The 24,439-nt window shown below is 71.9% G+C and carries 24 protein-coding genes and 1 pseudogene (1 of these 25 only partly in view); 10 read left to right on the forward strand and 15 right to left on the reverse strand.

The features are described 5' to 3' along the window. Window positions 1-1,167: the 5' portion of a tyrosine--tRNA ligase gene (tyrS, locus tag M2266_RS08220; protein ID WP_277437566.1), read on the reverse strand. The gene continues 93 nt to the left of window position 1, outside the view; 1,167 of the gene's 1,260 nt are visible here — the first part of the coding sequence; its start codon is at window positions 1,165-1,167; its stop codon lies beyond the left edge, outside the window. 112 nt (window positions 1,168-1,279) lie between these two features. After that, window positions 1,280-1,942 carry a DNA-3-methyladenine glycosylase gene (locus M2266_RS08225; RefSeq protein WP_277437567.1) on the reverse strand — a complete coding sequence of 221 codons (663 nt, stop codon included), beginning with the start codon at window positions 1,940-1,942 and terminating at the stop codon, window positions 1,280-1,282. A gap of 101 nt (window positions 1,943-2,043) precedes the next feature. On the opposite strand from M2266_RS08225, the gene M2266_RS08230 reads away from it, so the two are divergent. The 3 genes from M2266_RS08230 to M2266_RS08240 all read left to right on the forward strand — a co-directional run bounded on the left by M2266_RS08230 (window position 2,044) and on the right by M2266_RS08240 (window position 4,394). After that, window positions 2,044-2,826, forward strand: a complete 783-nt coding sequence (locus M2266_RS08230) for a sporulation protein (RefSeq protein WP_277437568.1) — start codon at window positions 2,044-2,046, stop codon at window positions 2,824-2,826. A gap of 82 nt (window positions 2,827-2,908) precedes the next feature. Next, a complete protein-coding gene (locus M2266_RS08235; protein WP_277437569.1) occupies window positions 2,909-3,448 on the forward strand; it encodes a YbhB/YbcL family Raf kinase inhibitor-like protein in 540 nt (179 codons plus the stop codon). Between the two features lie 442 nt (window positions 3,449-3,890). Then, on the forward strand, window positions 3,891-4,394 hold the full coding sequence (locus M2266_RS08240) for an HNH endonuclease (RefSeq protein WP_277437570.1): 504 nt from the start codon (window positions 3,891-3,893) through the stop codon (window positions 4,392-4,394). A gap of 111 nt (window positions 4,395-4,505) precedes the next feature. Here the strand turns inward: M2266_RS08240 and M2266_RS08245 are convergent, their stop codons facing one another. The 4 genes from M2266_RS08245 to M2266_RS08260 all read right to left on the reverse strand — a co-directional run bounded on the left by M2266_RS08245 (window position 4,506) and on the right by M2266_RS08260 (window position 7,960). Next, window positions 4,506-5,273, reverse strand: coding sequence for a sulfite exporter TauE/SafE family protein (locus tag M2266_RS08245; protein WP_277437571.1), 768 nt, complete (start codon window positions 5,271-5,273; stop codon window positions 4,506-4,508). Window positions 5,274-5,322: 49 nt separating this feature from the next. Next, window positions 5,323-6,273 (reverse strand): SPFH domain-containing protein, encoded by a 951-nt coding sequence (locus M2266_RS08250; protein WP_277437572.1) that lies wholly within the window; start codon window positions 6,271-6,273, stop codon window positions 5,323-5,325. Window positions 6,274-6,400: 127 nt separating this feature from the next. Then, the gene (locus tag M2266_RS08255; RefSeq protein ID WP_277437573.1) at window positions 6,401-6,823 is read right to left on the reverse strand and encodes an NfeD family protein; all 423 of its coding nucleotides are present in this window, start codon (window positions 6,821-6,823) and stop codon (window positions 6,401-6,403) included. A gap of 345 nt (window positions 6,824-7,168) precedes the next feature. Next, a complete protein-coding gene (locus M2266_RS08260; RefSeq protein ID WP_277441107.1) occupies window positions 7,169-7,960 on the reverse strand; it encodes an ABC transporter ATP-binding protein in 792 nt (263 codons plus the stop codon). A 98-nt stretch (window positions 7,961-8,058) separates the two neighbouring features. On the opposite strand from M2266_RS08260, the gene M2266_RS08265 reads away from it, so the two are divergent. After that, complete coding sequence (locus tag M2266_RS08265; protein ID WP_277437574.1) at window positions 8,059-8,844, forward strand: hypothetical protein; 786 nt, start codon at window positions 8,059-8,061, stop codon at window positions 8,842-8,844. 26 nt (window positions 8,845-8,870) lie between these two features. Here M2266_RS08265 and M2266_RS08270 read toward each other — a convergent pair whose 3' ends face one another. Then, window positions 8,871-9,539, reverse strand: coding sequence for a response regulator transcription factor (locus tag M2266_RS08270; RefSeq protein ID WP_277437575.1), 669 nt, complete (start codon window positions 9,537-9,539; stop codon window positions 8,871-8,873). Then, entirely contained in the window at window positions 9,532-10,686 is a 1,155-nt protein-coding gene (locus M2266_RS08275; protein WP_277437576.1) for a GAF domain-containing sensor histidine kinase, read from the reverse strand. Before M2266_RS08275 ends, M2266_RS08270 begins: the two co-directional genes overlap by 8 nt. Window positions 10,687-10,854: 168 nt before the next feature. Between M2266_RS08275 and M2266_RS08280 the strand changes: the two genes are divergently transcribed. The 3 genes from M2266_RS08280 to M2266_RS08290 all read left to right on the forward strand — a co-directional run bounded on the left by M2266_RS08280 (window position 10,855) and on the right by M2266_RS08290 (window position 13,711). Next, window positions 10,855-11,553, forward strand: coding sequence for an SDR family oxidoreductase (locus M2266_RS08280; protein ID WP_277437577.1), 699 nt, complete (start codon window positions 10,855-10,857; stop codon window positions 11,551-11,553). After that, the gene (locus tag M2266_RS08285; protein WP_277437578.1) at window positions 11,550-12,623 is read left to right on the forward strand and encodes an S-adenosylmethionine:tRNA ribosyltransferase-isomerase; all 1,074 of its coding nucleotides are present in this window, start codon (window positions 11,550-11,552) and stop codon (window positions 12,621-12,623) included. Before M2266_RS08280 ends, M2266_RS08285 begins: the two co-directional genes overlap by 4 nt. Window positions 12,624-12,937: 314 nt before the next feature. Then, window positions 12,938-13,711: a transglycosylase SLT domain-containing protein gene (locus M2266_RS08290; RefSeq protein WP_277437579.1), complete on the forward strand. Its 774-nt coding sequence runs from the start codon at window positions 12,938-12,940 to the stop codon at window positions 13,709-13,711. Between the two features lie 76 nt (window positions 13,712-13,787). Here the strand turns inward: M2266_RS08290 and M2266_RS08295 are convergent, their stop codons facing one another. After that, entirely contained in the window at window positions 13,788-16,325 is a 2,538-nt protein-coding gene (locus tag M2266_RS08295) for an FHA domain-containing protein (RefSeq protein WP_277437580.1), read from the reverse strand. A 199-nt stretch (window positions 16,326-16,524) separates the two neighbouring features. On the opposite strand from M2266_RS08295, the gene M2266_RS08300 reads away from it, so the two are divergent. Together M2266_RS08300 and serB are read left to right on the forward strand one after the other, a co-directional pair. After that, window positions 16,525-18,186, forward strand: coding sequence for a streptophobe family protein (locus M2266_RS08300; protein ID WP_277437581.1), 1,662 nt, complete (start codon window positions 16,525-16,527; stop codon window positions 18,184-18,186). A 126-nt stretch (window positions 18,187-18,312) separates the two neighbouring features. Next, window positions 18,313-19,576: pseudogene (serB, locus tag M2266_RS08305) on the forward strand (phosphoserine phosphatase SerB). Between the two features lie 19 nt (window positions 19,577-19,595). On the opposite strand, the gene M2266_RS08310 reads toward serB, so the two are convergent. The 4 genes from M2266_RS08310 to M2266_RS08325 form a co-directional block, all read right to left on the reverse strand. Further along, complete coding sequence (locus M2266_RS08310; protein WP_277437582.1) at window positions 19,596-20,117, reverse strand: histidine phosphatase family protein; 522 nt, start codon at window positions 20,115-20,117, stop codon at window positions 19,596-19,598. 79 nt (window positions 20,118-20,196) lie between these two features. After that, window positions 20,197-20,439 (reverse strand): hypothetical protein, encoded by a 243-nt coding sequence (locus M2266_RS08315; protein ID WP_277437583.1) that lies wholly within the window; start codon window positions 20,437-20,439, stop codon window positions 20,197-20,199. Window positions 20,440-20,637: 198 nt separating this feature from the next. Then, window positions 20,638-20,760, reverse strand: coding sequence for an SGM_5486 family transporter-associated protein (locus M2266_RS08320; protein WP_277437584.1), 123 nt, complete (start codon window positions 20,758-20,760; stop codon window positions 20,638-20,640). 57 nt (window positions 20,761-20,817) lie between these two features. Further along, complete coding sequence (locus tag M2266_RS08325; protein WP_277437585.1) at window positions 20,818-22,143, reverse strand: MFS transporter; 1,326 nt, start codon at window positions 22,141-22,143, stop codon at window positions 20,818-20,820. A 22-nt stretch (window positions 22,144-22,165) separates the two neighbouring features. Between M2266_RS08325 and M2266_RS08330 the strand changes: the two genes are divergently transcribed. After that, window positions 22,166-22,846 (forward strand): FCD domain-containing protein, encoded by a 681-nt coding sequence (locus M2266_RS08330; protein ID WP_277437586.1) that lies wholly within the window; start codon window positions 22,166-22,168, stop codon window positions 22,844-22,846. Window positions 22,847-22,948: 102 nt separating this feature from the next. Here the strand turns inward: M2266_RS08330 and fabI are convergent, their stop codons facing one another. Continuing rightward, a complete protein-coding gene (gene fabI, locus M2266_RS08335) occupies window positions 22,949-23,719 on the reverse strand; it encodes an enoyl-ACP reductase FabI (RefSeq protein WP_250991543.1) in 771 nt (256 codons plus the stop codon). Between the two features lie 5 nt (window positions 23,720-23,724). Further along, a complete protein-coding gene (gene fabG / locus M2266_RS08340) occupies window positions 23,725-24,429 on the reverse strand; it encodes a 3-oxoacyl-[acyl-carrier-protein] reductase (protein WP_277437587.1) in 705 nt (234 codons plus the stop codon). Window positions 24,430-24,439: the final 10 nt, after the last annotated feature.

Consider the following 24,439-nt stretch of genomic DNA (forward strand, 5'->3'; position numbering starts at 1 on the left):
CTCACTGGTCACCTTGGCGTTGTTCAGGTAGGCGCCACCCTCCTTGATGGCGCGGCGGGCGGCGGACTTGCTCGCCACCAACTCCACCGCGGTCAGCAGGTCGACGATCGGCTCCAACGCCGTGACCTTGGCGTACGGCAGTTCGGAGAGAGCGGCCGTGAGCGTCGCCTCGTCCAGGTCCGCCAGTTCCCCCTGGCCGAAAAGCGCCTTGGAGGCGTCCGTGACCGCGGCGCACTGGGCCTCTCCGTGCACGAGCGTCGTGAGTTCCTCGGCCAGGGCGCGCTGGGCGGCGCGGGCCTGGGGGCGCTCCTCGGTGAGGCGCTCCAGCTCCTCGATCTCCTCGCGGGACTTGAAGCTGAAGATCCGCAGGAACTTGGAGATGTCACGGTCGTCGGCGTTCAGCCAGAACTGGAAGAACGCGTACGGCGTGGTCATCTCGGGGTCGAGCCAGATCGCGCCGCCCTCGGTCTTGCCGAACTTGGTGCCGTCCGCCTTGGTGATGAGCGGCGTGGCCAGGGCGTGGACGGACGCCCCTTCAACGCGGTGGATCAGGTCGATGCCGGCCGTCAGGTTGCCCCACTGGTCGCTGCCACCGGTCTGCATGGTGCAGCCGTGCCGCCGGTAGAGCTCCAGGAAGTCCATCCCTTGGAGGATCTGGTAGCTGAACTCGGTGTAGCTGATGCCCTGGTCGGAGTTGAGCCGCCGGGCGACGGCCTCCTTGGCGATCATCTTGTTGACGCGGAAGTACTTGCCCACGTCGCGCAGGAACTCGATCGCCGACATCCCGGACGTCCAGTCCAGGTTGTTCACCATCAGCGCGGCGTTCGGGCCCTCGAAGGAGAGGAAGGGTTCGATCTGCCGCCGGACGCGCTCGACCCAGTCGGCGACGACATCGGGGGCGTTGAGTGTCCGCTCCGCCGAGGGCTTGGGGTCGCCGATCAGGCCGGTGGCCCCGCCGACCAGGCCCAGCGGGCGGTTGCCCGCCTGCTGCAGCCGCCGGATGGTGAGGATCTGCACCAGGTTGCCGAGGTGCAGGCTGGGCGCCGTGGGATCGAAGCCGCAATAGACCGTGACCGGGCCGTCCGCGAACGCCTTGCGCAGTGCGTCCTCGTCAGTGGATACGGCGATCAGCCCGCGCCACTGCAGCTCGTCGACGATGTCCGTCACGGGTCTCTTGTCTCCTTGGGTCAGTGCGATGGGTCCGGCTCCGCTTCCCGCCCGGGGGCGGTCGCAGAGCGTCTGTGCAGCGTGTCCGAGAGTACGCGTTCGCGGCGAGTCGTTATCGACGGCGTCTCGGGGCGTGCGCGCGGTAGGGACTGACGGTGGGGTCGCCGTCGATCCAGAAGCGCCAGGGGTGGACGGCGCCCTCGCCGCCGACACCGGTGCGGGGGCCGCTGCGCACCAGGCCGGCGGCGGCCGGCGTGCCGGTGAGGACCCGGAACGGGCTGTCGCCGGGTTCGCCCGCCACGCTCGTATAGGGCTCGCACACATCGGAACCGTTGAGCGACCGGTCCACGGCGAGCGCGGTGCCGAGCCGGGCCGGCCCCTGGGCGAGGTCGGCGTCCTTGCGGGACGTGGGGCGGTTCGCCCGGGCGAGGTCCGCGCCCCGGATGACCTCGCCGCCACGCAGCAGGATCCCGCTGGGCGTGCCCTCGGGGCCGCAGACCAGGTTGAGGCAGTGCCACATGCCGTACGTGAAGTACACGTAGCTGTGGCCGGGCGGGCCGAACATCACCGCGTTGCGTGCGGTACGCCCGCGGTAGGCGTGTGATCCCGGGTCGACGGGCCCTGCGTACGCTTCCACCTCGGTGAGGCGCAGCTCGATCGGGCCGTCGGGAGTGGCGCGGACGAGGATGCGGCCGAGGAGGTCCGGTGCGACCTCGAGGACCGGGCGGTCGAAGAAGGACCGGGTGAGCGGGGTCCTTTCGGGGTCGGTGATCATGCGGTACGAGGGTACTGGAACCGTTCACGCCGGTTCTGTGTTCGTAGTGTGCGTAGCAACGTAAAGAAACAGTCAACCGCCGATATGAGGAGAGAACCAACATGGGCTTCAAGAAGCTGCTCGCCAGCATGGGTGCCGGTGGCGCGTCCGTCGAGACGGTGCTGACCGATCCCAACGTGGTGCCGGGTGGTGTCGTCCGGGGCGAGGTGCGCATCCAGGGCGGTTCGGTGGCGCAGCAGATCGAGGGGCTCTCCGTCGGGCTGCAGGCCCGCGTCGAGGTCGAGAGCGGTGACAACGAGTACAAGCAGGACATCGAGTTCCACCGGCAGCAGCTCGGTGGGGCATTCGAGGTCGCGCCGGGTGCCGTGCACACCGTGCCCTTCGCGCTGGAGATCCCGTGGGAGACGCCGGTCACGACGTTCCTCGGCCGGCACCTCTCGGGGATGAACATCGGGGTGACGACCGAGCTGGCGATCGCCCGCGCGGTGGACTCCGGTGACCTCGACCCGGTCAGCGTGCACCCGCTGCCGGCGCAGCAGGCGCTGCTGGACGCGTTCGGGCAGTTGGGCTTCGCGTTCAAGGCGGCGGACCTGGAGAAGGGGCACATCCGGGGGACCCGGCAGCGGCTGCCGTTCTACCAGGAGATCGAGTTCCGGGCCCCGCACCAGTACCGGGGGCTGAACCAGGTGGAGCTGACCTTCATCGCGGACGGCAACGAGATGGACGTCATCCTGGAGATGGACAAGAAGCCGGGTCTGTTCGGCGAGGGCAGCGACTCGTACCGGTCGTTCACGGTCAACCTGCAGTCCTTCCAGGGCACCGACTGGGCGGCCTACCTCAACCAGTGGCTGGCGGAGGTCGGCGGCAAGCGCAACTGGTTCTGACGATCTAGGCTCGGTCCGCAGAGGCTGCCGCCGGCTCCGGCCGGGCGGCGGTACACAGTTCCCGCGATCAGGAGGTGTCGAGGTGACCGAGCAGAAGCGGCGGCCGCTCCCCCACGAGTTCCATCCGCCGGTGCCGTCGTTCACGGTGGTGAGCGACGACGTGGCGCCGGGCGGGGTGTTGCAGGACGAGCAGGTCCACGCGGCCGGGAACACCTCGCCGCACCTGCGGTGGGAGGGCTTCCCCGCCGGGACGAAGAGCTTCGCCGTGACGTGCTTCGACCCGGACGCGCCGACCGGCAGCGGTTTCTGGCACTGGTCGCTCATCGACATCCCCGCGTCCGTCACCGAACTGCCCGCGGGCGCGGGCGGCGGGGATTTCAAGGGGCTGCCCGAGGGCGCGCTGCACGTGCGGAACGACTACGGGACGCGGGACTTCGGTGGCGCCGCGCCGCCGCCCGGGGACGGCCCGCACCGCTACGTCTTCACCGTGTACGCGGTGGACACCGAGAAGCTCGGCCCGGACGCGGACGCGTCGCCGGCCGCGATCGGTTTCAACCTGCGCTTCCACACGCTGGGCCGCGCCCAGCTGATCGGCGAGTACGAGGTACCGGCCGGGAGCTGACGGTTCGTGTCCGCCGCGGCCCGCGGAGCCGCCGGGTCGTCCGGGCGCGGTAATTGCGTTGCGCCCGGGCGTCTCGGATCGCACAGTGGTACGTGTCTGGTGGTGGCCCACCATCACCGGGCAGTCGGTACCGCGTCAGCGGGGGCGGTGGTGCGTCGTGTCGTGGTGGTTCTCGCCCGTGCGACGCCGGACGTCCGTCGGAGCCGGGTGTTTCCCGCCCGGTGCCCGCGCCGGCTGCCGCACGCTCCGGACGCTTCCGTTACGCACGGGGGGAAGCGTCCGGGGCGTTCGGCATTTTCGGCTGACCGCCCGCCGCGCCTGCGTGCGCGCGCCTCTTCACCCCCCTTTTCCCCCACGGAAATTGCGTTGTCCGCGGGGGTCCCGGCAGGCACAGTGGATCCACTTCGCCATGGGGCGGAGACGGATCCTTGGGGTGGGCGCAATGCGTGAGACTCTGGTGCTGAACGCGAGTTTCGAGCCGCTGTCGACGGTGTCGCTGCGACGTGCCGTGGTGCTGGTGATGCAGGAGAAGGCCGTCGTCGAGCAGGCTCATCCCGGGCTGCGCATCCGGGCCGCGGCCGTCGAGGTTCCGGTTCCGCTGGTGATCAGGCTGCGCAGATACGTTCGGGTGCCCTTCCGACAACGGGCTTCGTGGTCGCGGCGGGGAGTCCTGGTGCGTGACCGGCACCGGTGCGCCTACTGCGGTCGACGGGCGAGCACGGTGGACCACATCGTCCCGCGCTCGCGCGGTGGCGGGGACACCTGGCTGAACACGGTCGCGGCCTGTTCGCAGGACAACGGCCGCAAGGCGGACCGGACTCCCGAGCAGGCGGGGATGCGGCTGCTGGTCCAGCCGTTCGAGCCGACGCCGGCGGACACGCTGCTGCTGGCGATCGGGATGAGGGACAGCGGCGCGCTGCCGGGGTGGCTGGCGCTGCCGGCCTGATCCCGGTGGGGCGCGGACGGCGGCGGCCCCGGGGCGGTGTGATCGCCGCGGGCTGATCGCCGCGGTGTAACCGCCGCGGTGTGATCGCCGTCCCGGTCCGCGCGCGGCCGGTCATCTGAGGACGAGTTGGACGATCGCCACGATGCCGACGGCGACGATGACCCCGCGCAGCGCCGTCGGCGGCAGCTTGCGGCCGACGCGGGCGCCGAAGACGCCGCCGAGGGTGGCCCCGGCGGCGATGAGGCCGACGGCGGCCCAGTTGAAGTCGGCGACGAAGAGGAAGAAGACGGCGGCGATGCCGTTGACGAGCATGCCCAGGACGTTCTTGACGCCGTTGATCCGCTGCAGGTCGTCATGGAGCAGCAGGCCCATCAGCGACAGGTAGAGGACGCCCTGGGCGGCGCCGAAGTAGCCGCCGTACATGCTGGCGAGGAACAGTCCGGCGAGCAACAGGGGGCCGCCGTCGGTAGGGACCGCGGTGCCCTCGCGTTCCCTGCGGGCCTTCAGCGCGCGGGCGAGCCGGGGCTGCAGCACGACCAGGACCAGGGCCAGTCCGATGAGTACCGGGACGATCGCGTCGAACGCGTCGGACGGCAGGGTGAGCAGCAGGACCGCGCCGGCGAGGCCCCCGGCGAGGACGGTGCCGCCGAGCCGCATGACGCGGTGGCGCTGGCCGCGCAGTTCGCGGCGGTAGCCGACGGCGCCGCTGAGCGAACCGGGTACCAGGCCGAGGGTGTTGGAGACGTTCGCGGTGATCGGCGGGAGGCCGACGGCGAGCAGCACCGGGAAGGTGATGAGGGTTCCGGATCCGACGATGGTGTTGATGGTGCCGGCGCCGATGCCCGCCGCGAAGACGGCGAGTGCCTCCCAGAACGTCACGCTGTACCCCTCGATGACCGGTGTCGAATACACCGATCATGCCCGAGGGTCAGTCCTTGTCGAAGCGTGGGGTCTCGCGGCGCGGGGCGGGGAACTCGCCGCTGTCCCCGCCGGCGCCGTTGGTCGGAGCACCGGGCAGGTTGACGATGCCGCCGAGGCCCTTGAGCGCGTCGTTGAGCTCACTGGGGATGATCCAGAGCTTGTTGGCGTCTCCCTGCGCGATCTTCGGGAGCATCTGGAGGTACTGGTAGGCCAGCAGCTTCTGGTCCGGATCGCCCGCGTGGATGGACTCGAAGACCGTACGGATGGCCTGGGCCTCGCCTTCGGCGCGGAGCGCGGCGGCCTTGGCGTCACCTTCGGCGCGCAGGATGGAGGACTGCTTCTCACCTTCGGCGGTGAGGATCTGGGACTGCCTGATGCCCTCGGCGGTGAGGATCGCGGCACGCTTGTCGCGGTCCGCGCGCATCTGCTTCTCCATCGAGTCCTGGATGGAGGTGGGCGGCTCGATCGCCTTGAGCTCGACGCGGTTGACGCGGATGCCCCACTTGCCGGTGGCCTCGTCGAGCACACCGCGCAGCGCCGCGTTGATCTCCTCGCGGGAGGTCAGCGTCCGTTCCAGGTCCATGCCGCCGATGATGTTGCGGAGCGTGGTGACGGTGAGCTGCTCGATCGCCTGGATGTAACTGGCGACCTCGTACGTCGCCGCGCGGGCGTCGGTGACCTGGTAGTAGATGACGGTGTCGATGTTGACGACCAGGTTGTCCTGGGTGATCACCGGTTGCGGCGGGAACGGCACGACCTGCTCGCGGAGGTCGATGCGGTTCCGGATGGTGTCGATGAACGGGACGACGATGTTCAGGCCCGCGCTCAGGGTCCGCGTGTAGCGGCCGAACCGTTCGACGATGGCGGCACTCGCCTGGGGGATGACCTGGACCGTCTTGATGAGCGCGACGAAGACGAGCACCACCAGGATGATCAGGACGATGATGATCGGCTGCATGTCCACTCCCGCGCCGTTTGCGGACGTACTACGACATGATCAATTCTGGCAGACCACTACGGCGGTGCGCTCGGGTTCGGCGAATTCCCGGAGCACGGCCGCGGCGGCCGTATCGGATGATTTCGGGTCACATGACGACCGCGGTCGCCCCGTCGATCTCCACGACGTCCACCTTCTCGCCCGGGTCGAAGCTCCGTTCCTCGTCCAGGGCGCGCGCCGACCAGACCTCGCCGGCGAGCTTGATCCGTCCCCCGCCGCCGTGGACCCGTTCGAGCACGACGGCCTGTCGCCCCCTCAGCGCGTCGATGCCGGTTCGCTGTTCGGGCCGCTGAGTGCGGTGCCGGTAGGCGATCGGGCGGACGACGGCGAGGAGCGCGACCGAGACGACCACGAAGACGATGACCTGGATGACGATGCCGCCGCCGAGCGCGGCGGTGATCGCCCCCGCGACGGCGCCGACCGCGAACATCCCGAATTCGGGCATGGTCGTGATCACGAGCGGTATACCGAGTCCTACGGCGGCTATCAGCCACCACACCCATGGGTCCACCTCCCCATCGTAGGGGGGCGGGGGTGATCTGTGACAGGCCTTCCGGGTGCGGGGACGGGCGCGGGACCGGCGCGGAGAAGCACGAACGGGGGCGCCGCCGGGGGGTGTTAGGGGTCCGTCCCCCGGCCGGACCCGTCTGATCGCTAGGCCGTGTCTGACACATACCGGCGTCCGCCCGGAGGACGGGGCCCGGGGCGTCTGGTGGGTGCGATCGCACGGCGGAGGGTCGCCCCTGTACTGGACGTACCGGGGCGGGCCCGACAACTGGGGGCCCCTCCCAGCGGTAGCTGGGGGAGAGCGCGCGTGCCAGACGTCCCGGGCCAGGCGGGATCTGTCAGACACGGCCTAGGAGAGGGGCAGTCCCGTGGCGGCCCAGCGGTCGCCCCTGCGCTCGACGATCAGCGGGAGTCCGAAGCAGTGGGAGAGGTTGCGCGAGGTGAGTTCCAGTTCGATCGGTCCGGCGGCGACGACCTTGCCCTGACGGATCATGAGGACGTGGGTGAAACCGGGGGCGATCTCCTCGACATGGTGGGTGACCATGATCATGGAGGGGGCGATCGGGTCGCGGGCGAGCCGGCCGAGGCGCCGGACCAGATCCTCGCGGCCGCCGAGGTCCAGGCCCGCGGCCGGCTCGTCGAGCAGCAGCAGTTCCGGGTCGGTCATCATGGCGCGGGCGATCAGGGTGCGCTTGCGCTCGCCCTCGGACAGGGTGCCGAACTTGCGGTCCAGGTAGTCCGACATGCCCAGCCGGTCGAGGAAGGCGCGGGCGCGGTCCTCGTCGACCTGCTCGTAGCTCTCCCGCCAGTGCGCGGTCATGCCGTACGCGGCGGTGAGCACGGTCTGCAGGACGGTCTGGCCGCGCGGCATCTTGTCCGCCATGGCCGCGCCGGCCATGCCGATGCGGGGGCGCAGTTCGAAGACGTCGACGCCGCCGAGCTTCTCGCCGAGCACCTGGACGGTGCCGGTGGTCGGGAAGAGGTAGCTGGAGGCGACGTTGAGCAGGGTGGTCTTCCCCGCGCCGTTCGGCCCGAGGATCACCCAGCGTTCGCCCTCACTGACCGACCACGAGACCTGGTCCACCAGAGCCCGTCCGTCGCGGACCACCGATACGTCCACCAGCTCCAGCACATCGCTCATGAGCGCGTTGTCTCCCATTGCAGTTTCGTTGTCACGGGCAGGGCCCCGAGGGAAAACCTACGCCACGCGTCGGGCCGTCCACTCCTTAGGCTGGGGGGATGCTTGACGAACCTCGATCAGGACGGCTGGCGGCGTGGGGAAATGCCCTGCTTGCCGGACTTGCCGCACCGGATGATGTCGCCCAGGAGATCCTGGGCGAGGACGCGATCCACCGGATGACCGGACTGCCGGGCGAGAACGGCCCGGTCGGGCTGACCCTCGGCCTCGGCCGGCTGCGCGCGCTCGGTACGACCGGGCTGCGGATCGCCCTGCCCGCGCCGGGACACCCGCTGGGCCTCAGCGGCCCGGCGGAGTTCAACGCGCGGGCGCTGGCCGCGGGCGAGGCCGTGATCGCCGTCGGCGGCCCGGCGCTCGGCCTCGTACCCGACGTGACGGAGGCCGGGCCGCGCGGCGACGTCCACGTGGAGGTGGAGTGGCGGTGCCTGGACGTGCGGAAGGGCCCGCCGGCCGACGTGCCCTCGCTGAGCGAGGCCGAGCGGGAGCTGGCCGAGGCGCTGCGGGACACCACCGAGGCGCTGACCCGGCTGGACGTGGCCGGGGCGGGGCCGGTCGCCCAGGCCGCCCTGGAGGCGTACCGGGCCCGCGCGGAGCGCGGCCGGGAGCTGCTGGCGCCCGGCTATCCGCCCCGGGCGGTGCGGGTGCTGGCGCTGGCCCAGCGGGTCGGTGCCCTGGTCGCCATCGCGTCCGACGGGCACGGGGGCGCGGTGAGCGCGTCGCAGATCGCCGCGCGGGCGGAATTGCTGCGCCCGGTGGAGCGCACCGCCCGGCGCGCTCAGGTGGCGGCGTACAACGCGTACGTGGAGGAGTCGGGGCGGCGGGCCTGAGCGGCGCCGGTTCCGCTGTGGGGTGGTCAGGCGTCCGGCGGGGCTCCGATGCCGTGTCTGACCGCCCACAGCGCGGCCTGGGTGCGGTCCGAGACGTCGAGCTTCATCAGGATGTTCGAGACGTGGGTCTTCACGGTCTTCTCGGAAAGCACCAGCGCGCGGGCGATCTCGCGGTTGGAGCGCCCGTCGGCGATCAGTGTCAGCACCTCGCGCTCCCGCTCGGTGAGGGCGTTGCCGCGCCCCTGACCGGCGGTGGGGAACTCCTGGGAGAGCAGGGCGTCGGCGACCTCCGGCTGCAGCAGCACATGGCCGGCGTGCACCGAGCGGATCGCGCCGGCCAGCGCCTCGGGGTCCACATCCTTGTAGACGTAGCCGGCGGCGCCGGCCCGCAGGGCGGGCACGATGGTGCGCTGCTCCGTGAAGCTGGTGACGATGAGCACCCGGGCGGGGTTGCCGAGCTCGCGCAGCTTGCGCAGGGCGGAGATGCCGTCGGCGCCGGGCATCTTGATGTCCATGAGGATCACGTCGGGACGCAATTCCTCGGCGCGGGCGACACCCTCGTCGCCGTCCCCGGCCTCCCCGACGACATCGATGTCGCCCTGCACCTCCAGGAAGGTCCGCAGTCCGCGGCGCACCACCTGGTGGTCGTCGACGAGCAACACGCGGATGCGGGCCTGTCCCTCTGCCTCAGCCACCGGGCACCTCCATCTCGATGACGGTGCCCTTGCCGGGCTCCGATTCCACTGTCAGCGTCCCGCCCGCACCGCTCGCCCGGTCCCGCATGGACACCAGGCCCAGATGGCGTCCGGCGCGGCGCACCGCGTTCGGGTCGAAGCCGCGGCCGTTGTCGCGGACCCGCAGGACCGCTCCCTTGCCCCGGCCGGTGAGGCAGACGGTCACGTTCTCGGCGCCGGCGTGGCGCAGCGCGTTGTGCAGCGCCTCCTGCGCGACGCGCAGCAGCGCTTCCTCCTGGGCGGCGGGCAGCGCTTTGACGTGGCAGGACGTGAAGGTGACATGGGCCGCGTGGGCGCGGTCGAGCACCTCGGCTTGGGTGCGCAGCGTCGCGACGAGGCCGTCCTCGTCCAGTCCCGCGGGCCGCAGTTCGACGACGACGGCGCGCAGCTCCTCGGCGGCCTCGGCGGCGAGCGCCGCCACCTGCTTCAGCTCCTCCTTGGCGCGCGCCGGGTCGCGGTCGACCAGGGCGGCCGCGGCCTGGGCGGTGAGGCGCAGCGAGAAGAGCTTCTGGGAGACCGCGTCGTGCAGCTCGTGGGCGATGCGCGCCCGCTCCCCCGCCAGCGTCAGTTCGCGGCCGCGCTCGTAGAGGCGGGCGTTGGTGAGGGCGATGGCGGCGTGCGCGGCCAGGGTCCGCAGCAACGTCTCGTCGTCCTCGGTGAAGGCGCAGTCGGTGGCGGGGCCGGTCCTCGGGCCCAGCTTGTTGGCCAGGAAGATCGCGCCGAGGATCTCCTCGCCGTCGACCACCGGCATCCCGATGAAGTCGCTCATGCCGGGGTGGGCTCGCGGCCAGCCCCCGAAGCAGTCGGCCCGCGTGACGTCCGCGAGCCGCTGCGGGGTCGCTTCATGGAGCATCGCGGCGAGGATGCCGTGCTGTCGGGGCAGCGGGCCGATCGCCTTCCACTGCTCGTCGCTCACCCCGTCGACGACGAACTGGGCGAACCCGCCGTGATCGTCCGGCACACCCAGCGCGGCGTACTCGGCGCCGAGCAGTTCGCGGGCGGACGCGACGATGGTCTGCAGCACCTCGCGCACCTCCAGGTGCCGGCTCATCGCCAGGACCGCGGCGCTGACCGCTTCGATTCCGCCTCGGGGCGACCCGTTGACCATGTCGCCAACCTACCGGCGCCGCGACGCCCGCGGATCGGGCCGACGACCTAGGACGAAGTGCCCCCCGAGCTGCGGCGCACGGCCGACGCGCCGGGCGCGGCGGTGTTCCTACGGTGAAGGCAGCCGCCGGGCACCGGGTCCGGCGGCGGCTCGGAGGGTGGGACGACGATGACGGTAGCGATCATCACTGGGGCGTCGCGGGGGCTCGGTCGTGCGGTGGCGGGCGTGCTCGCCCGGCGCGGATGGGACCTGGTCCTCGACGGGCGGTCCGAGGGGGTGTTGAAAACAGCGGCGGCGGAGCTGGAGCGGGAGGGCCCGGGGCGGGTGGCGGCCGTGCCGGGCGATGTCACCGACGCCGCCCACCGCACCGCGCTGGTCGCGGCGGCCCGCGCGTTCGGCGGCGTCGATCTGCTGGTGAACAACGCGAGCGCGCTGGGCGCCGAGCCGCTGGTGGCGTTGGCGGAGCTGTCGGTGGACGGGTTGCGCGCCGCGCTGGAGACCAACGTGGTGGCGCCGCTGGGGCTCGTGCGGGAGGCGCTGCCGCTGCTGCGGGCGGCGGGCGGCGCGGTGCTGAACATCAGCTCCGACGCGGCGGTGGAGGCCTACGCGACCTGGGGCGGGTACGGGGCGAGCAAGGCCGCGCTGGAGCAGCTGTCCGCGGTGCTGGCCGTGGAGGAGCCGGGGCTGCGGGTGTGGTGGGTGGACCCGGGTGACCTGCGGACCGGGCTGTACACGGCGGCCGTCCCCGACGACGACCCCTCGGACCGGCTGCCGCCGGCGGACGTCGCCCCGGCGTTCCTGCGCCTGCTGGACGAGGAGGCGCCCAGCGGGCGCTACACCGCTCCGGCGCTGCTGGAAGCGCGGTGACGGTCGTGGCGGGGCTGCGGGGGTTGCGGGTGCCGCCCGAGCTGTCGGCGCGGGCGCCCGCCGAGCGGCGGGACGGCGTACGGCTGCTGGTCGGGCGCGCGGCGGCGGGCGAGGTCTCGCACCACGCCTTCCTGGAGCTGCCCACGTTGCTGCGGGCGGGTGACGTCCTGGTCGTGAACACCTCGCGGACGCTGCCGGCCGCGGTCGACGGCCGGCTCGCCGGGGAGGCGGTGACCGTGCACTTCTCGACCCGCCAGGACCCGGGGCACCCGGAAGCCGACGCGGTGGGCCAGCGCTGGGCCGTGGAGGTGCGGACGCCCGACGACCGAGGCACGACCGTGCCGCGGGCCGGCGGGCCGGCCGGCGCGGTCGTGGGGCTGCCGGGCGGGGAGCGGCTGGTGCTGGAGGAGCCGCTGTCGCCGCGCGGGGACCGCATGTGGCTGGCGCGGCCGTCGATGGCGGACACCGCGGCCTATCTGCACCGGCACGGCCGGCCGATCCGGTACGCCTACACGGAGCGGGACCAGCCGCTCGCCGCGTACCAGACGGTGTTCTCGGTTCCGTCGCCCGACGGCCTCGGCTCGGCGGAGATGCCGAGCGCCGGCCGGCCGTTCACGGCCGGGATCGTGACCTCCCTGGTCAGCAGGGGTGTGCAGATCGCGCCGATCGTCCTGCACACCGGGGTCGCCTCGGCCGAGACGCACGAGCCGCCGTATCCGGAGTGGTTCGAGGTGCCGCCGAGCACGGCATGGCAGGTGAACGCGGCCCGCGGCGGCGGGGGCCGGGTGGTCGCGGTCGGTACGACGGCGGTGCGGGCGCTGGAGTCGGCGGCGGACGACCGGGGCACGGTCGGCGCCGCGCGGGGCTGGACGGACCTGGTGTTGACGCCGGAGCGCGGGGTACACGCCGTGGACGGGCTGCTGACCGGGCTGCACGAGCCGGAGGCCTCCCACCTGCTGATGCTGGAGGCGGTGGCGGGCGCTCCGCTGTTGGAGCGGGTCTACGCGGAGGCCGTGCGCGGCGGCTACCTGTGGCACGAGTTCGGCGACGTGAACCTGCTGCTTCCGTAGGGCTCTCGCCGGCTCCCCGCGGCCGCTTCGATCCGCGTCCCGGTGACCCGCCGAAAAGCCGTCACCGTGCGCACCCCCGCCATGACGATACGTCGATGGCGGGGGTGGCGCCGTGTGACCTGCCCGATAGGACGCACGTCACTTACGAAGCCGGTTAGTTGACCCAGGGGGTGGCTGCGGCGCGTAAGACACCCGTAAACGCGCACTCCCGTTCAGTACACAACTACGACATTCGTTAGTAATAGACCTCTTTGCCCTGCGGTTTTTAGCCAGCTATCAATGCCGGAGTCCGCAAATGGAAGAGGTAACTCCGCATGCAGTTCCCGACGCTCCCGAAGCTCGGCCGCCTGAGCAAGGTGCACTCCTTCGCCGTAGCAGGCACCGCAACCGCCGCCCTGACGGTTCTGGCCATCACGGCCGGTGTCCAGGGATCCGACGGAACGGCCCTCGCCGCCAACGAGCCCTCCAGCCTGGCGTCGGTCAGCACCGCTGACCCGCAGACCATCGCCGACCAGGCCGGCGCCGCTTCGCAGCACGCCGCCGCCGACGCCGCGGCCAAGAAGAAGGCCGCCGACGCCGCGGCGGCCGCGAAGAAGAAGGCCGCCGCCGACGCGGCCGCGAAGAAGAAGGCCGCAGACGAGGCCGCCAAGCGCAAGCAGGAGGAGCAGGCCGCGAACCGCTCCAACGAGCGCAAGGCCCTCGCCGCCGCCAAGGAGAAGGCCGCGACCGAGGCCCCGGCTCCCGCTCCGGCCGCCGCCGTCACGTACTCCAACGACCTCGACGGCTGGATCAAGGAGTCGCTGTCGGTCATGGCCGCCCACAACATCCCGGGCAGCTACGACGGCATCTACCGCAACATCATCCGCGAGTCCTCGGGCAACCCGCAGGCCATCAACCTGACGGACTCCAACGCCATGGCCGGCATACCCTCCAAGGGGCTGCTGCAGGTCATCGACCCGACGTTCGCGGAGTACCACGTCGAGGGCACCTCGATGGACATCTACGACCCGGTCGCCAACATCACCGCCGCGTGCAACTACGCGGCCGCGAACTACGGCTCCATCGACAACGTCGACTCGGCCTACTGAGCACCGGTACCAACGCCGAAGGGCGGCCGCACCCACGGGGGTGCGGCCGCCCTTCGGCGTTCTGCGGTCCCGCGCGCTACTTGCGCATGACCTCCGGCTCGTGGCGGCGCAGCAGCCGCGCGACCACGATGCCGCAGATGACGCCGAGCACGACCAGCACGCCCATGTCGACGATCCACTGGGTGGCGGTGTGCTCCCAGAGCTGGTCCGGATTGGCCGCGTCCCACGGCATGAGGACGTTCAGCTGGGCGGTGGTGCCCAGGGCCGAGACGGCCCAGCGGGCCGGCATCAGCCAGGCGAACTGCTCCACGCCGATCGAGTCGTAGAGCTGGAAGAGCACGCCGGTGAAGACGACCTGGACGATCGCGAACATCACCAGCAGCGGCATGGTCTTCTCGGCGGTCTTCACCAGGGCCGAGATGATCAGACCGAACATCATCGAGGTGAAGCCGAGCGCGATGACGGCGAGCGTCATCTCGATCGCCGGCGAGCCCTTGAAGATCACGCCTTCGACGGGCATGTCCCGCGGGGCGAAGCCGATGCCGCAGATGATGACGCCCTGCAGCGCCGTGATCAGACCCAGCACGATGACCTTGGACATCAGGTATGCCGAGCGGGACAGGCCGGTGGCCCGTTCCCGTTCGTAGATCACCCGTTCCTTGATCAGTTCTCGTACCGAGTTGGCGGCGCCCGAGAAGCAGGCGCCGACCGCCAGGATCAGCAGGATGGTGCCCGCGTCCTTGTTGATCAGGTGCGACTTGAGCGGGCCCGGGCCCAGGCCGCTGTCGGCCGGGATGACGACGCTGACCACACCCAGGACCGCGGGCAGGATGAACATCAGCCCGATGAAGCCGCGGTCGGAAGCGATCACCGACAGGTAGCGGCGCACCAGCGTCCACAACTGGGAACCCCAGCTCTGCGGCTTCGGCGGCCGGGTGGCCAGCTGCGGGACGACCGCCGCGGCCTGCGGGGCGGCATCCAGGTCGGCCGCGTACATCTGGTAGTGCTGGGAGCCCTGCCAGCGGCCCGACCAGTCGTAGTCGCGGTAGTTCTCGAACGCCGAGAAGACGTCCGCCCAGGTCTCGTAGCCGAAGAAGTTGAGCGCTTCCTCCGGCGGGCCGAAGTAGGCGACGGAACCGCCCGGCGCCATCACCAGCAGCTTGTCGCACAGCGCCAGCTCGGCCACCGAGTGGGTGACCACCAGGACCGTGCGGCCGTCGTCGGCGAGACCGCGCAGCAGCTTCATGACGTCGCGGTCCATGCCCGGGTCGAGGCCGGAGGTCGGCTCGTCCAGGAAGATCAGCGACGGCTTGGTGAGCAGCTCGAGCGCGACGGAGACACGCTTGCGCTGACCACCCGACAGGGAGGTGATGCGCTTGTCCGCGTGGATGTCGAGCTTGAGCTCCTGCAGCACCTCCTGGATCCGGTGGTTGCGCTCGTCGGTCGCGGTGTCACCGGGGAAGCGGAGCTTGGCCGCGTACCGCAGTGCTTTGCGGACGGTCAGCTCCTTGTGCAGGATGTCGTCCTGCGGGACCAGCCCGATGCGCTGGCGCAACTCGGCGAACTGCTTGTACAGGTTCCGGTTGTCGTACAGCACCTCGCCCTGGTCGGCCGGGCGGTAGCCGGTCAGCGCACGCAGCAGCGTGGACTTGCCGGAGCCGGACGGGCCGATCACCCCGATCAGCGACTTCTCCGGGACACCGAACGAGACGTCCTTGAGGATCGTCTTGGTGGTGTTGCCCTGCGGGACCGTGACGGTCAGCCGCCGGGCGGAGAAGGAGACCTCGCCGGTGTCGACGAACTCCTCGAGCCGGTTGCCGTTCAGCCGGAAGGTGGAGTGGCCGACGCCGACGATGTCGTTCGGACCCAGCAGATGGCGCTGGATCGCCTGGCCGTTGACGTAGGTGCCGTTGTGGCTGCCCAGGTCGACGATCTCGTAGCGGCCGTCCGGGTGCGCCTTGAACTCGGCGTGGAACCGGGAGACCAGGATGTCGGAGACGACCAGGTCGTTCTCGAGCGCGCGGCCGATCTTCGTGACCTGGTTGATCGAGAAGTGGTGCATCGTGGTCGGGCTGCGGTGCTGCTGCCCGGCCTGCGGCTGCTGTTGACCGCCCTGCGGCTGCTGCGGCCAGCTCTGCTGCGGCGGGACCTGCGCCGCCGGCGGCTGGTTCCAGCCACCCTGCGGCGGCTGTTGGGCCGCCGGCTGCTGCGGCGGCTGGTACGGCGGGGCCGGCTGCGCGGCCGGGGCCCCGCGGCCCGCGGACGCCTGGTGCGGCTGCGCCAGCGACGTCTCCGCGCTGTAGAGGTCGGCGCCGACCTCTACCCCGGAGCTGAAGTTGAGACGGGGGCCGTCGGTCGCGTTGCCGAGGTTGACGGCGGAGCCCGGCCCGACCTCCATCTGCTGGATGCGCCGGCCCTGGACGTAGGTGCCGTTGGTGCTGCCGAGATCCTCGACGACCCAACTGCGCTCGCCCCGGCGGATGGTGGCGTGCCGCCAGGAGACCCTGGCGTCGTCGAACACCATGTCCCCCTGCGGATCCCGCCCGAGGCTGTACGACCTGGATGGATCGAGCGTCCAGGTTTGACCGTTCAATTCGAGTACGAGTTCAGGCACCCCAAGCCCCAAAAGTTGTCCCCCGGTATTTCCCCATGCGGGGAGTCTAGGGATTGCGAACATCGGGAGGAACTATTTCAGGCCCGGCAGTCGAACCGGAACCCGCCCTCCGACAAGTACGCCCGCCGGCAGCGTTGACTGTGCTCAAAAGCCACCGGAGAGTAGTAACCGCCCAAGGACACGACCTCGGAGGGCCGGGATGACCGTTAGGACCACGCCCTGGGTGAGCGTACTGCTCTCCGCCGTCGCGTCCGTGAGTTGGGCGTTTCTGGCCATGACGGGCACCGCCGCGCTCGGTCTGCACTTACTCGGGGCGGACACCGCCGGCTCGCTCGGACCGATGACGGCGGCGGTGGTCGCGATGGCCGCGGGCGGCCGGGTCAGCCCGTCCGGCGACGTCGCCGTGTTCGGGATGGACGGCATGGGGACGCAGGGCGCCATCGGCGTCATGCCGTTGGGCGTCGCCCTGGTGGGAGCGCTGCTGCTGGCGTGGGTCTTCCTGCGGTCGTTGCGCAAGGCCGGGACGGTCGTCCCCGCCGGCGAACTGGCCGCCCGGGTGCTCTCGGTCGCCGTGCTCTTCCTGGTCCTGCTCGGCGGCCTCGCCTGGGCCGGCCAGGACACCATCGCCATCGACGGCGCCTCGCTCGGCTCGTCGCAGACCGGCGGTCTGCTGGACAAGCTGCCCGGCATCGGGGGCAGCGGACTCTCCGACGGGTTGGAGGGTCTGATCAAGGCCAAGACGTCGGTCGGCTTCCACGTCGACACCGTCCCCACGCTGCTGCGCGGCCTGGTGTGGGTGCTGGCGGTGCTGTTGCTCGCGCTGCTCGCCTCACGCCGTACGCCGCTGCCGCCGGGTTGGCAGGCGGTGCACCGGGTGGTGCGGCCAACCGTTTCGGCGCTCTGCGGAGTGCTGGTGCTCGCGGTCGCGGCGGGGTTCGCCGCCGCCGGGTACGCGGCGGTCACCGGTGACGAGCCGGGCCGCATCATGGGCGCCGCGCTGCTGGGGGCGCCCAACGGGGTCTGGCTGGCGGTGCCGCTGGGCCTGTTCGTCCAGTGGAAGGGCGTCGCCACCGGCGAACTCGCCAAGCTGCTGCCCCATCCCGTCGACAAACTGCTGAGCGACGGGGTCAACGAGCCCATCACGCTCGGCCGGCTCGCCGACCTGGACAACCGGGTCTGGCTGCTGCCGGTCGCGGTTGCGCTGATGATGCTGACGGCGGGCGCGCTCACCGCGACCCGCACCCCGCTCGGGGCCGGCCCGCGCGCCGGGTTCGTGGGGCGCTGCGCGCTGCGGCTGGGGGTCGCGTCGGCCGTCGCGTTCCCGCTGCTGGTGTGGCTCACCGGCGTCTCGGTCAACGCGAACCTGTCGGTCTTCGGCTTCGACGCCGTCGGAGCCGGGATAGAGCTGCACGGCAGTGCCCCGTGGGCGCTGCTGCTGGGCGCGGTCTGGGGCGCGGGGGCGGGCGGCGCGGGCGCGCTGCTGGCGTTGGCGACCGGCGCCGCGGGGCGGCAGGCGGCGCCCCTGGCGCTCGGCAGGCCCCCGGAGGGCGCGCACAACGACTCCGGCTCCGGCTCCGCGCGGACGTACCCGGCCGTCGCCTACGAGCCGGGGCCGTACGTGCCCAGCCCGGTGTACCGGCCGGAGGAGGACGGGCCGAACCCGTACCAGCAGTCGGCCGGGTCCGCCGGGTCCGCCGCAGGCACCGGCGGTGGGTCGCCGCACGCGGCCCAGACGGTGGCCGGCACTCCGCTGCCCCCGCCGCTGCCGCGCCGCTCCGGTGGCCGCGGCGGCTCCGACAAGTGGCCGGACCCGCCGGGCGAACCCCCGCCCCCACCGGGAGCGCCGCCCCGACGGCGCTGAGCGGCGCCTGCGGAAGGCGGTAGAGGGGGGCATTCCGGTTGATTGCTCCTCCTGGGTCCGTACGGGTGTCCGCCACGCGGGACGGCTCGTCGTGTCCTTGAGGGCGCCGGATACGGTGGTGTCACCATGAACGACGCCACGCAGCCCATCCCTGTCGCCGCCGTTCCCTCCGCGGACGCGCCCACCCTCCTCGTCAAGATCTTCGGCAAGGACCGCCCAGGCATCACCGCCGGACTCTTCGACACCCTCGCCGCGTTCGGCGTCGACGTCGTGGACATCGAGCAGGTCGTCACCCGGGGCCGGATGGTGCTCTGCGCGCTGGTGACCGCGCCGACCGCTCCCGGCGCGGAGGGCGAGCTGCGCTCCACCGTGCACAGCTGGTCCGAGTCGATCAAGATGCAGGCCGAGATCATCTCCGGCATCGGTGACAACCGGCCGCGCGGTGAGGGACGTTCCCACGTGACGGTCCTGGGCCACCCGCTGACCGCCGAGTCGACCGCCGCCATAGCGGCCTGTATCACCGGCACCGGCGGCAACATCGACCGTATCTTCCGGCTCGCCAAGTATCCGGTCACCGCGGTCGAGTTCGCCGTCTCGGGCGCCCGATCCGCTGGCTTTGCGCTCCGCGCTGGCGACGGAGGCGGCCGCGCGCGGGGTGGACGTGGCGGTGGTCCCGGCCGGGCTGCACCGCAGGGCGCAGCGGCTGGTGGTCATGGACGTCGACTCCACCGTCATCCAGGACGAGGTGATCGAGCTCTTCGCCGCGCACGCCGGGTGCGAGGCGGAGGTCGCGGAGGTCACCGCCGCGGCGATGCGCGGTGAGCTGGACTTCGAGCAGTCGCTGCACGCGCGGGTCGCGCTGCTGGCGGGTCTCGACGAGTCGGTCGCGGACAAGGTGCGCGCCGAGGTCCGGCTGACCAAGGGCGCCCGCACCCTGATCCGCACGCTCAAGCGGCTCGGCTACCAGGTGGGGGTCGTCTCGGGCGGCTTCACCCAGGTCACCGACGATCTCAAGGAGCGGCTGGGGCTGGACTTCGCGGCCGCCAACACCCTGGAGGTGGTGGACGGGAAGTTCACCGGCCGGGTGACGGGGCCGATCGTGGACCGGGCCGGCAAGGCGCGGCTGCTGCGGAGCTTCGCCGAGCAGGCCGGGGTGCCGCTGAGCCAGACCGTCGCGATCGGTGACGGGGCCAACGACCTGGACATGCTGAACGCGGCGGGACTGGGCGTCGCCTTCAACGCCAAGCCGGTCGTCCGGCAGGCCGCCGACACCGCGGTCAACGTGCCGTTCCTCGACACCGTCCTGTACCTGCTGGGCATCACGCGCGAAGAGGTCGAGGCGGCCGACGCGCTGGACGGCACCCCGCCGGAGTCCGGCCCGGGCGAGTAGCCCCCGGGAGGGTCGGGACTCAGGCCTCGTGCGGCACCCAGTAGTCGGCCAGCCTGCCGACGCCGTGCTCCACGGACTTCCAGGAGCCGGAGAACGTGATGACGGCGAAGGCCGCGGTCGGGAAGCCGCCGCGGTTCATCCGGGCGAGGGCGTCCGCCTCGGCGCTGCCCGCGAGGGCGTCGGCGAGGGCGTGCACGCCGGGGTTGTGGCCGACGACCAGCAGGGTGCCGATCTCTTCCGGGGTCTCGTTGAGCAGGGCCAGCAGGTCGCCCAGGCCGGCTTCGTACAGCCGCTCCTCGTAGACCGTCCTGGGCCGCTGCGGCATCTCGTGCGCGGCGAGCTTCCAGGTCTCCCGGGTACGGGCGGCGGTGGAGCACAGGACCAGGTCGGGGGCGATCTCCGCGTCGGCGAGTCGGCGGCCGGCCACAGAGGCGTCCGTGCGACCGCGTTCGGCCAGCGGCCGCTCGTGGTCGGCGACCGCGGGCCAGTCGGCCTTGGCGTGACGGAGTAGGACGATCGTGCGGGGCGAGTCGACGCTCATGCCCCTCAGCTTTCCAGAAAATCCGCGATCAGGCGCGGGCTGGCCGTCACGGCCCGTGCCCGCCGGTCGGTGCGGGGGGTCACAGCAGGCGCTGGGCCAGGCCGGGGAGCTCGTCCGCGATACGGGCGATGAGGTGGCCGGCGGGCTCGGCCGCCCCGGTGTCGGTCTGACCGGGTCCCGCGATCAGCATGAGCAGCGCGGCGAAGGCCAGCGCGGGGAGCGCGACGGCCCACCACGGCAGGCGCGTCTGGACCCCGCCGACCCCTCGGCCGACCGAGTGCCGCGAGGGCCGGGTGTGTGCCTGGACGGGCTGGGTGGACACGGTGACCGCCTCGGTGGAGTGCTGGGATGTGCTGACCCTTCGAAACTACGGAAGGGCGCTCGAAGATCCCATCGGGCGGGCCACCCACTCGACCCTGACCTGGCCCCCCTAGGGATGGTGGGGTTGTCCCCACCATCGGCCTCAGGGGCGGCGGTTCAGCGGCGGTTCAGCGGCGGTCCGGGCTCGGTCCTGGGTGGCTCAGCCGAACCTGGCCGCGACGGTCGCGATGACCGCGACGAAGGCCGGAACGGCCAGCATCAGGCCGATGATGACCATCAGCCGCTTCTGGCTGTTCGGGGGGTTGGGCTCGAGTACGGGCATGGTCCCAGTCTCGCATCGGCGCCGGTGCGGACGGCGGCGGGGTGGCCCGCGGCGCGCTCACAGTTCGTCCTCGATGTACCGGTTGCGCCCGGCCAGCACGCCGACGGCGATCTGCGGCAGCATGAGCGCGGCCATCAGCGCGATGGGCAGGTCCCAGCCGCCGCTGTGCTGGTAGAGGGCGCCGACCAGGATCGGTCCCGGGATCGAGATCAGGTAGCCGGTGCTCTGCGCGAAGGCGGAGAGCCGGACCACTCCCGCGCCGGTGCGCGAGCGCATCCCGACCATCGTCAGGGCCAGCGGGAAGGCGCAGTTGGCGATGCCGAGCAGCAGGGCCCACACCCAGGGGGCGCCGGCCGGGGCCAGCCACAGGCCGGTGTACCCCGCGAGGCCGAAGAGCGCGAGGACGACGACGAGCGGGCCCTGGTGCCGCATCCGGCCGGCGAGCGAGGGCAGCGCGAAGGAGAGTGGGACACCCATCACCATCGTCACGGCCAGCAGCGCCCCCGCGGTGCCGGCGGAGAGCCCCGCGTCGCGGAAGATCTGCGGCATCCAACCCATCGTGACGTAGGCGGCGGTGGCCTGCAGCCCGAAGAAGCAGGCCAGCGCCCAGGCCGTGGGGCTGCGGACGATCCGTCCGCCGCCCTCCGCCGTGCCGGCGCCCGCGGCGCTGGGGGCGCTGGGGGCGCTGGGGGCGCTGGGGGTGGGCCGCCCCGCGGCGCCGCGGTCCCGGACCAGACCGAGCCACGGCACGATCGCGACGACGGCGAGCGCCGCCCAGACGCCGAGGCCGAGCCGCCAGCCGTGGCCCATGGCGGAGGTCAGGGGCACGGTCGCCGCGGCGGCGGCCGCGGTGCCCAGCGAGAGCGCCATCGAGTAGAGCCCGGTCATCGCGCCGACCCGGTCGGGGAAGTACCGCTTGACGATCACCGGCATCAGGATGTTGCCGACCGCTATGCCGGCCAGCGCGACAGCGCTGGCGGCGAGGAACAGGACGGTGCCGTTCGCGAACGGGCGCAGCAGTAGTCCCGTGGCGATGGCCGCCATGCCCGCGCACACCACGGCGCCCGCGCCGAAGCGGCGGGCGAGGCGCGGGGCGGCGATCCCGAAGAGCGCGAAGCACAGCGCGGGCACGGAGGTGAGGAGCCCGGCCACGGCCCCGCTCATGCCGAGGCCGGCCCGCACCTCCTTCATCAGCGGCCCGAGGCTGGTGACCGCGGGGCGGAGGTTGAGCGCGGCGAGGATCAGCCCGGCGAGGACGAGGCGCCGCGTCCAGCCGGGGAGCGCCGCCGCCTCCCGTCCGGGGGACGGGGCGGGGGCCAGCTCCGGGTCCGGTGGGGACACGGTTTCGTCGCGGTCGAGGGTGAGGGGTTCGTCATCGCGCATGCGCCCATCATAGAATGATGGGATGAATCTCGGCCCACTCCCCCGGCAGTCCACGCTCGCCGACCAGGTGATCGCCCGGCTGCGCACCCAGATCACGTCCGGTGAGTGGCCGGTCGGCTCCCGCATCCCGACCGAGCCCGAGCTGGTCGAACAGCTCGGCGTCGCCCGCAACACCGTCCGTGAGGCGGTCAGGGCCCTGGCGCACAACGGCCTGCTCGACATCCGGCAGGGCTCCGGCACCTGGGTCCTGGCCACCAGCGAGCTGGCGGGCGTCATGCACCGCCGGTTCGCGGACGCCGACCCGCGGCATGTCGCCGAGCTGCGCAGCGCCCTGGAGGCGTCCGCCGCCGGGCTGGCCGCCGCCCGCCGCACCGACCGCGATCTGCGCCATCTCGACACTCTGCTGGACCGCCGCGAGCGGGCCTGGGAATCGGGGGACGCCACCGCGTTCGTCGACGCGGACGCGACGCTGCATTTGGCGATCGTCGGCGCCTCGCACAACGACGTGCTGGTCCAGCTCTACGCGGACCTCGGCGAGGTGCTCCGCGACTTCCTGCGCGCGGACGTCGGCGAGGTGCTGCGCCCCGAGCAGCACCTGGACCACGCCCGGCTGGTCGAGGCGATCCGCGCCGGCGACGCGGAGGCGGCCGCCGCCGAGGCGGCTGGGCACGCGTTCCACTGCCGGGGGCTGGGCGCCGCGTAACCCGGCCGACCACGGGAAACGCCCGGTCCCGGACGCCGTCGAGGCGTCGGGACCGGGCGTTCGCCGTGGGTCGGGAGCGGTACGGGTCGGGAGCCGTACGGGTCAGGCTCCGACCGCGTGCAGGCCGCCGTCGACGTGGATGATCTCGCCGGTCGTCTTCGGGAACCAGTCCGAGAGCAGGGCGACGACACCGCGGCCGGTCGGCTCGGGGTCGGACATGTCCCACTCCAGGGGGGAGCGGTGGTTCCAGACGTCCGCGAGTTCCCCGAAGCCCGGGATGGACTTGGCGGCCATCGAGCCGATCGGCCCGGCCGAGATCAGGTTGCAGCGCACGTTCTGCTTGCCCAGATCGCGGGCGAGGTAGCGGGAGGTGGCCTCCAGCGCGGCCTTGGCCGGGCCCATCCAGTCGTACTGCGGCCAGGCGTACTGCGCGTCGAAGGTGAGGCCGACGACCGAGCCGCCGCCGTTGCTCATCAGCGGCAGGCACGCCATGGTGAGCGACTTCAGCGAGAACGCGGAGACGTGCATCGCGGTGGCGACGGACTCCCACGGGGCGTTGAGGAAGTTGCCGCCCAGCGCGTCCTGCGGGGCGAAGCCGATGGAGTGCACCACGCCGTCGAGGCTGCCCAGCTCGGCGCGGACGGTGTCCGCGAGCGAGCCGAGGTGCTCGGCGTTGGTCACGTCCAGCTCGATGACCTTGGTGGGCTTCGGCAGCTTCCTGGCGATGCGCTCGGTCAGGGTGGGCCGCGGGAAGGCGGTGAGGATGATCTCGGCGCCCTGCTCCTGCGCCAGCTTGGCGGTGTGGAACGCGATGGAGGACTCCATCAGCACTCCGGTGATCAGGATGCGCTTGCCTTCGAGAATTCCACTCATGGTGATCAGTGACCCATGCCCAATCCGCCGTCTACGGGAATGACGGCACCAGTGATGTATGCGGCCTCGTCGGAGGCGAGAAAGCGGACCGAGGAGGCGATCTCCTCGCCCTGCGCGTAACGGCCCAGCGGGATCTGACCGAGGTACTTGGCGCGCTGCTCGTCGGTGAGCGCGCGCGTCATGTCGGTGTCCACGAAGCCCGGGGCGACGACGTTCACGGTGATGTTGCGCGAGCCGAGTTCACGGGCGAGCGAGCGCGCGAAGCCGACCAGGCCGGCCTTGGAGGCGGCGTAGTTCGCCTGGCCGGCGGAGCCGAGCAGGCCCACGACCGAGGAGATGAGGACGATGCGCCCCTTGCGGGCCCGCAGCATCTTCCGGGCGGCGGCCTTGACGACGCGGAAGGTGCCCGTGAGGTTCGTGTCCAGGACCGAGGTGAAGTCCTCGTCGGTCATCCGGAGCAGCAGCTGGTCGCGGGTGACGCCGGCGTTGGCGATCAGCACCTCGACCGCGCCCTGCTTCTCCTCGATCTCCTTGTAGGCCTGCTCGACCTGCTCGGCGTCCGTGATGTCGCAGCGGACCGCGAGGAAACCCGCCGGTGGCTCGCCCGAGCGGTACGTGATGGCGACCTTGTCGCCCGCGTCGGCGAAGGCCTGGGCGATGGCGAGGCCGATGCCCCGGTTTCCTCCGGTGACGAGAACCGAGCGGCTCAACGGATCACCC

Source organism: Streptomyces sp. SPB162 (genome assembly GCF_029504575.1).
GTDB lineage: Bacteria > Actinomycetota > Actinomycetes > Streptomycetales > Streptomycetaceae > Actinacidiphila.

Bases quoted from the DNA above. Each gene is read 5' to 3' on its own strand.
- M2266_RS08250 (WP_277437572.1), bottom strand. From the start codon at position 6,273: ATGCAGCCGATCATCATCGTCCTGATCATCCTGGTGGTGCTCGTCTTC.
- M2266_RS08260 (WP_277441107.1), bottom strand. From the start codon at position 7,960: ATGAGCGATGTGCTGGAGCTGGTGGACGTATCGGTGGTCCGCGACGGA.
- M2266_RS08230 (WP_277437568.1), top strand. From the start codon at position 2,044: ATGGGCTTCAAGAAGCTGCTCGCCAGCATGGGTGCCGGTGGCGCGTCC.
- M2266_RS08225 (WP_277437567.1), bottom strand. From the start codon at position 1,942: ATGATCACCGACCCCGAAAGGACCCCGCTCACCCGGTCCTTCTTCGAC.
- M2266_RS08290 (WP_277437579.1), top strand. From the start codon at position 12,938: ATGCAGTTCCCGACGCTCCCGAAGCTCGGCCGCCTGAGCAAGGTGCAC.
- M2266_RS08240 (WP_277437570.1), top strand. From the start codon at position 3,891: ATGCGTGAGACTCTGGTGCTGAACGCGAGTTTCGAGCCGCTGTCGACG.
- M2266_RS08320 (WP_277437584.1), bottom strand. From the start codon at position 20,760: ATGCCCGTACTCGAGCCCAACCCCCCGAACAGCCAGAAGCGGCTGATG.
- M2266_RS08325 (WP_277437585.1), bottom strand. From the start codon at position 22,143: ATGCGCGATGACGAACCCCTCACCCTCGACCGCGACGAAACCGTGTCC.
- M2266_RS08330 (WP_277437586.1), top strand. From the start codon at position 22,166: ATGAATCTCGGCCCACTCCCCCGGCAGTCCACGCTCGCCGACCAGGTG.
- fabI (WP_250991543.1), bottom strand. From the start codon at position 23,719: ATGAGTGGAATTCTCGAAGGCAAGCGCATCCTGATCACCGGAGTGCTG.
- M2266_RS08310 (WP_277437582.1), bottom strand. From the start codon at position 20,117: ATGAGCGTCGACTCGCCCCGCACGATCGTCCTACTCCGTCACGCCAAG.
- M2266_RS08280 (WP_277437577.1), top strand. From the start codon at position 10,855: ATGACGGTAGCGATCATCACTGGGGCGTCGCGGGGGCTCGGTCGTGCG.
- M2266_RS08300 (WP_277437581.1), top strand. From the start codon at position 16,525: ATGACCGTTAGGACCACGCCCTGGGTGAGCGTACTGCTCTCCGCCGTC.
- M2266_RS08275 (WP_277437576.1), bottom strand. From the start codon at position 10,686: ATGGTCAACGGGTCGCCCCGAGGCGGAATCGAAGCGGTCAGCGCCGCG.
- M2266_RS08265 (WP_277437574.1), top strand. From the start codon at position 8,059: ATGCTTGACGAACCTCGATCAGGACGGCTGGCGGCGTGGGGAAATGCC.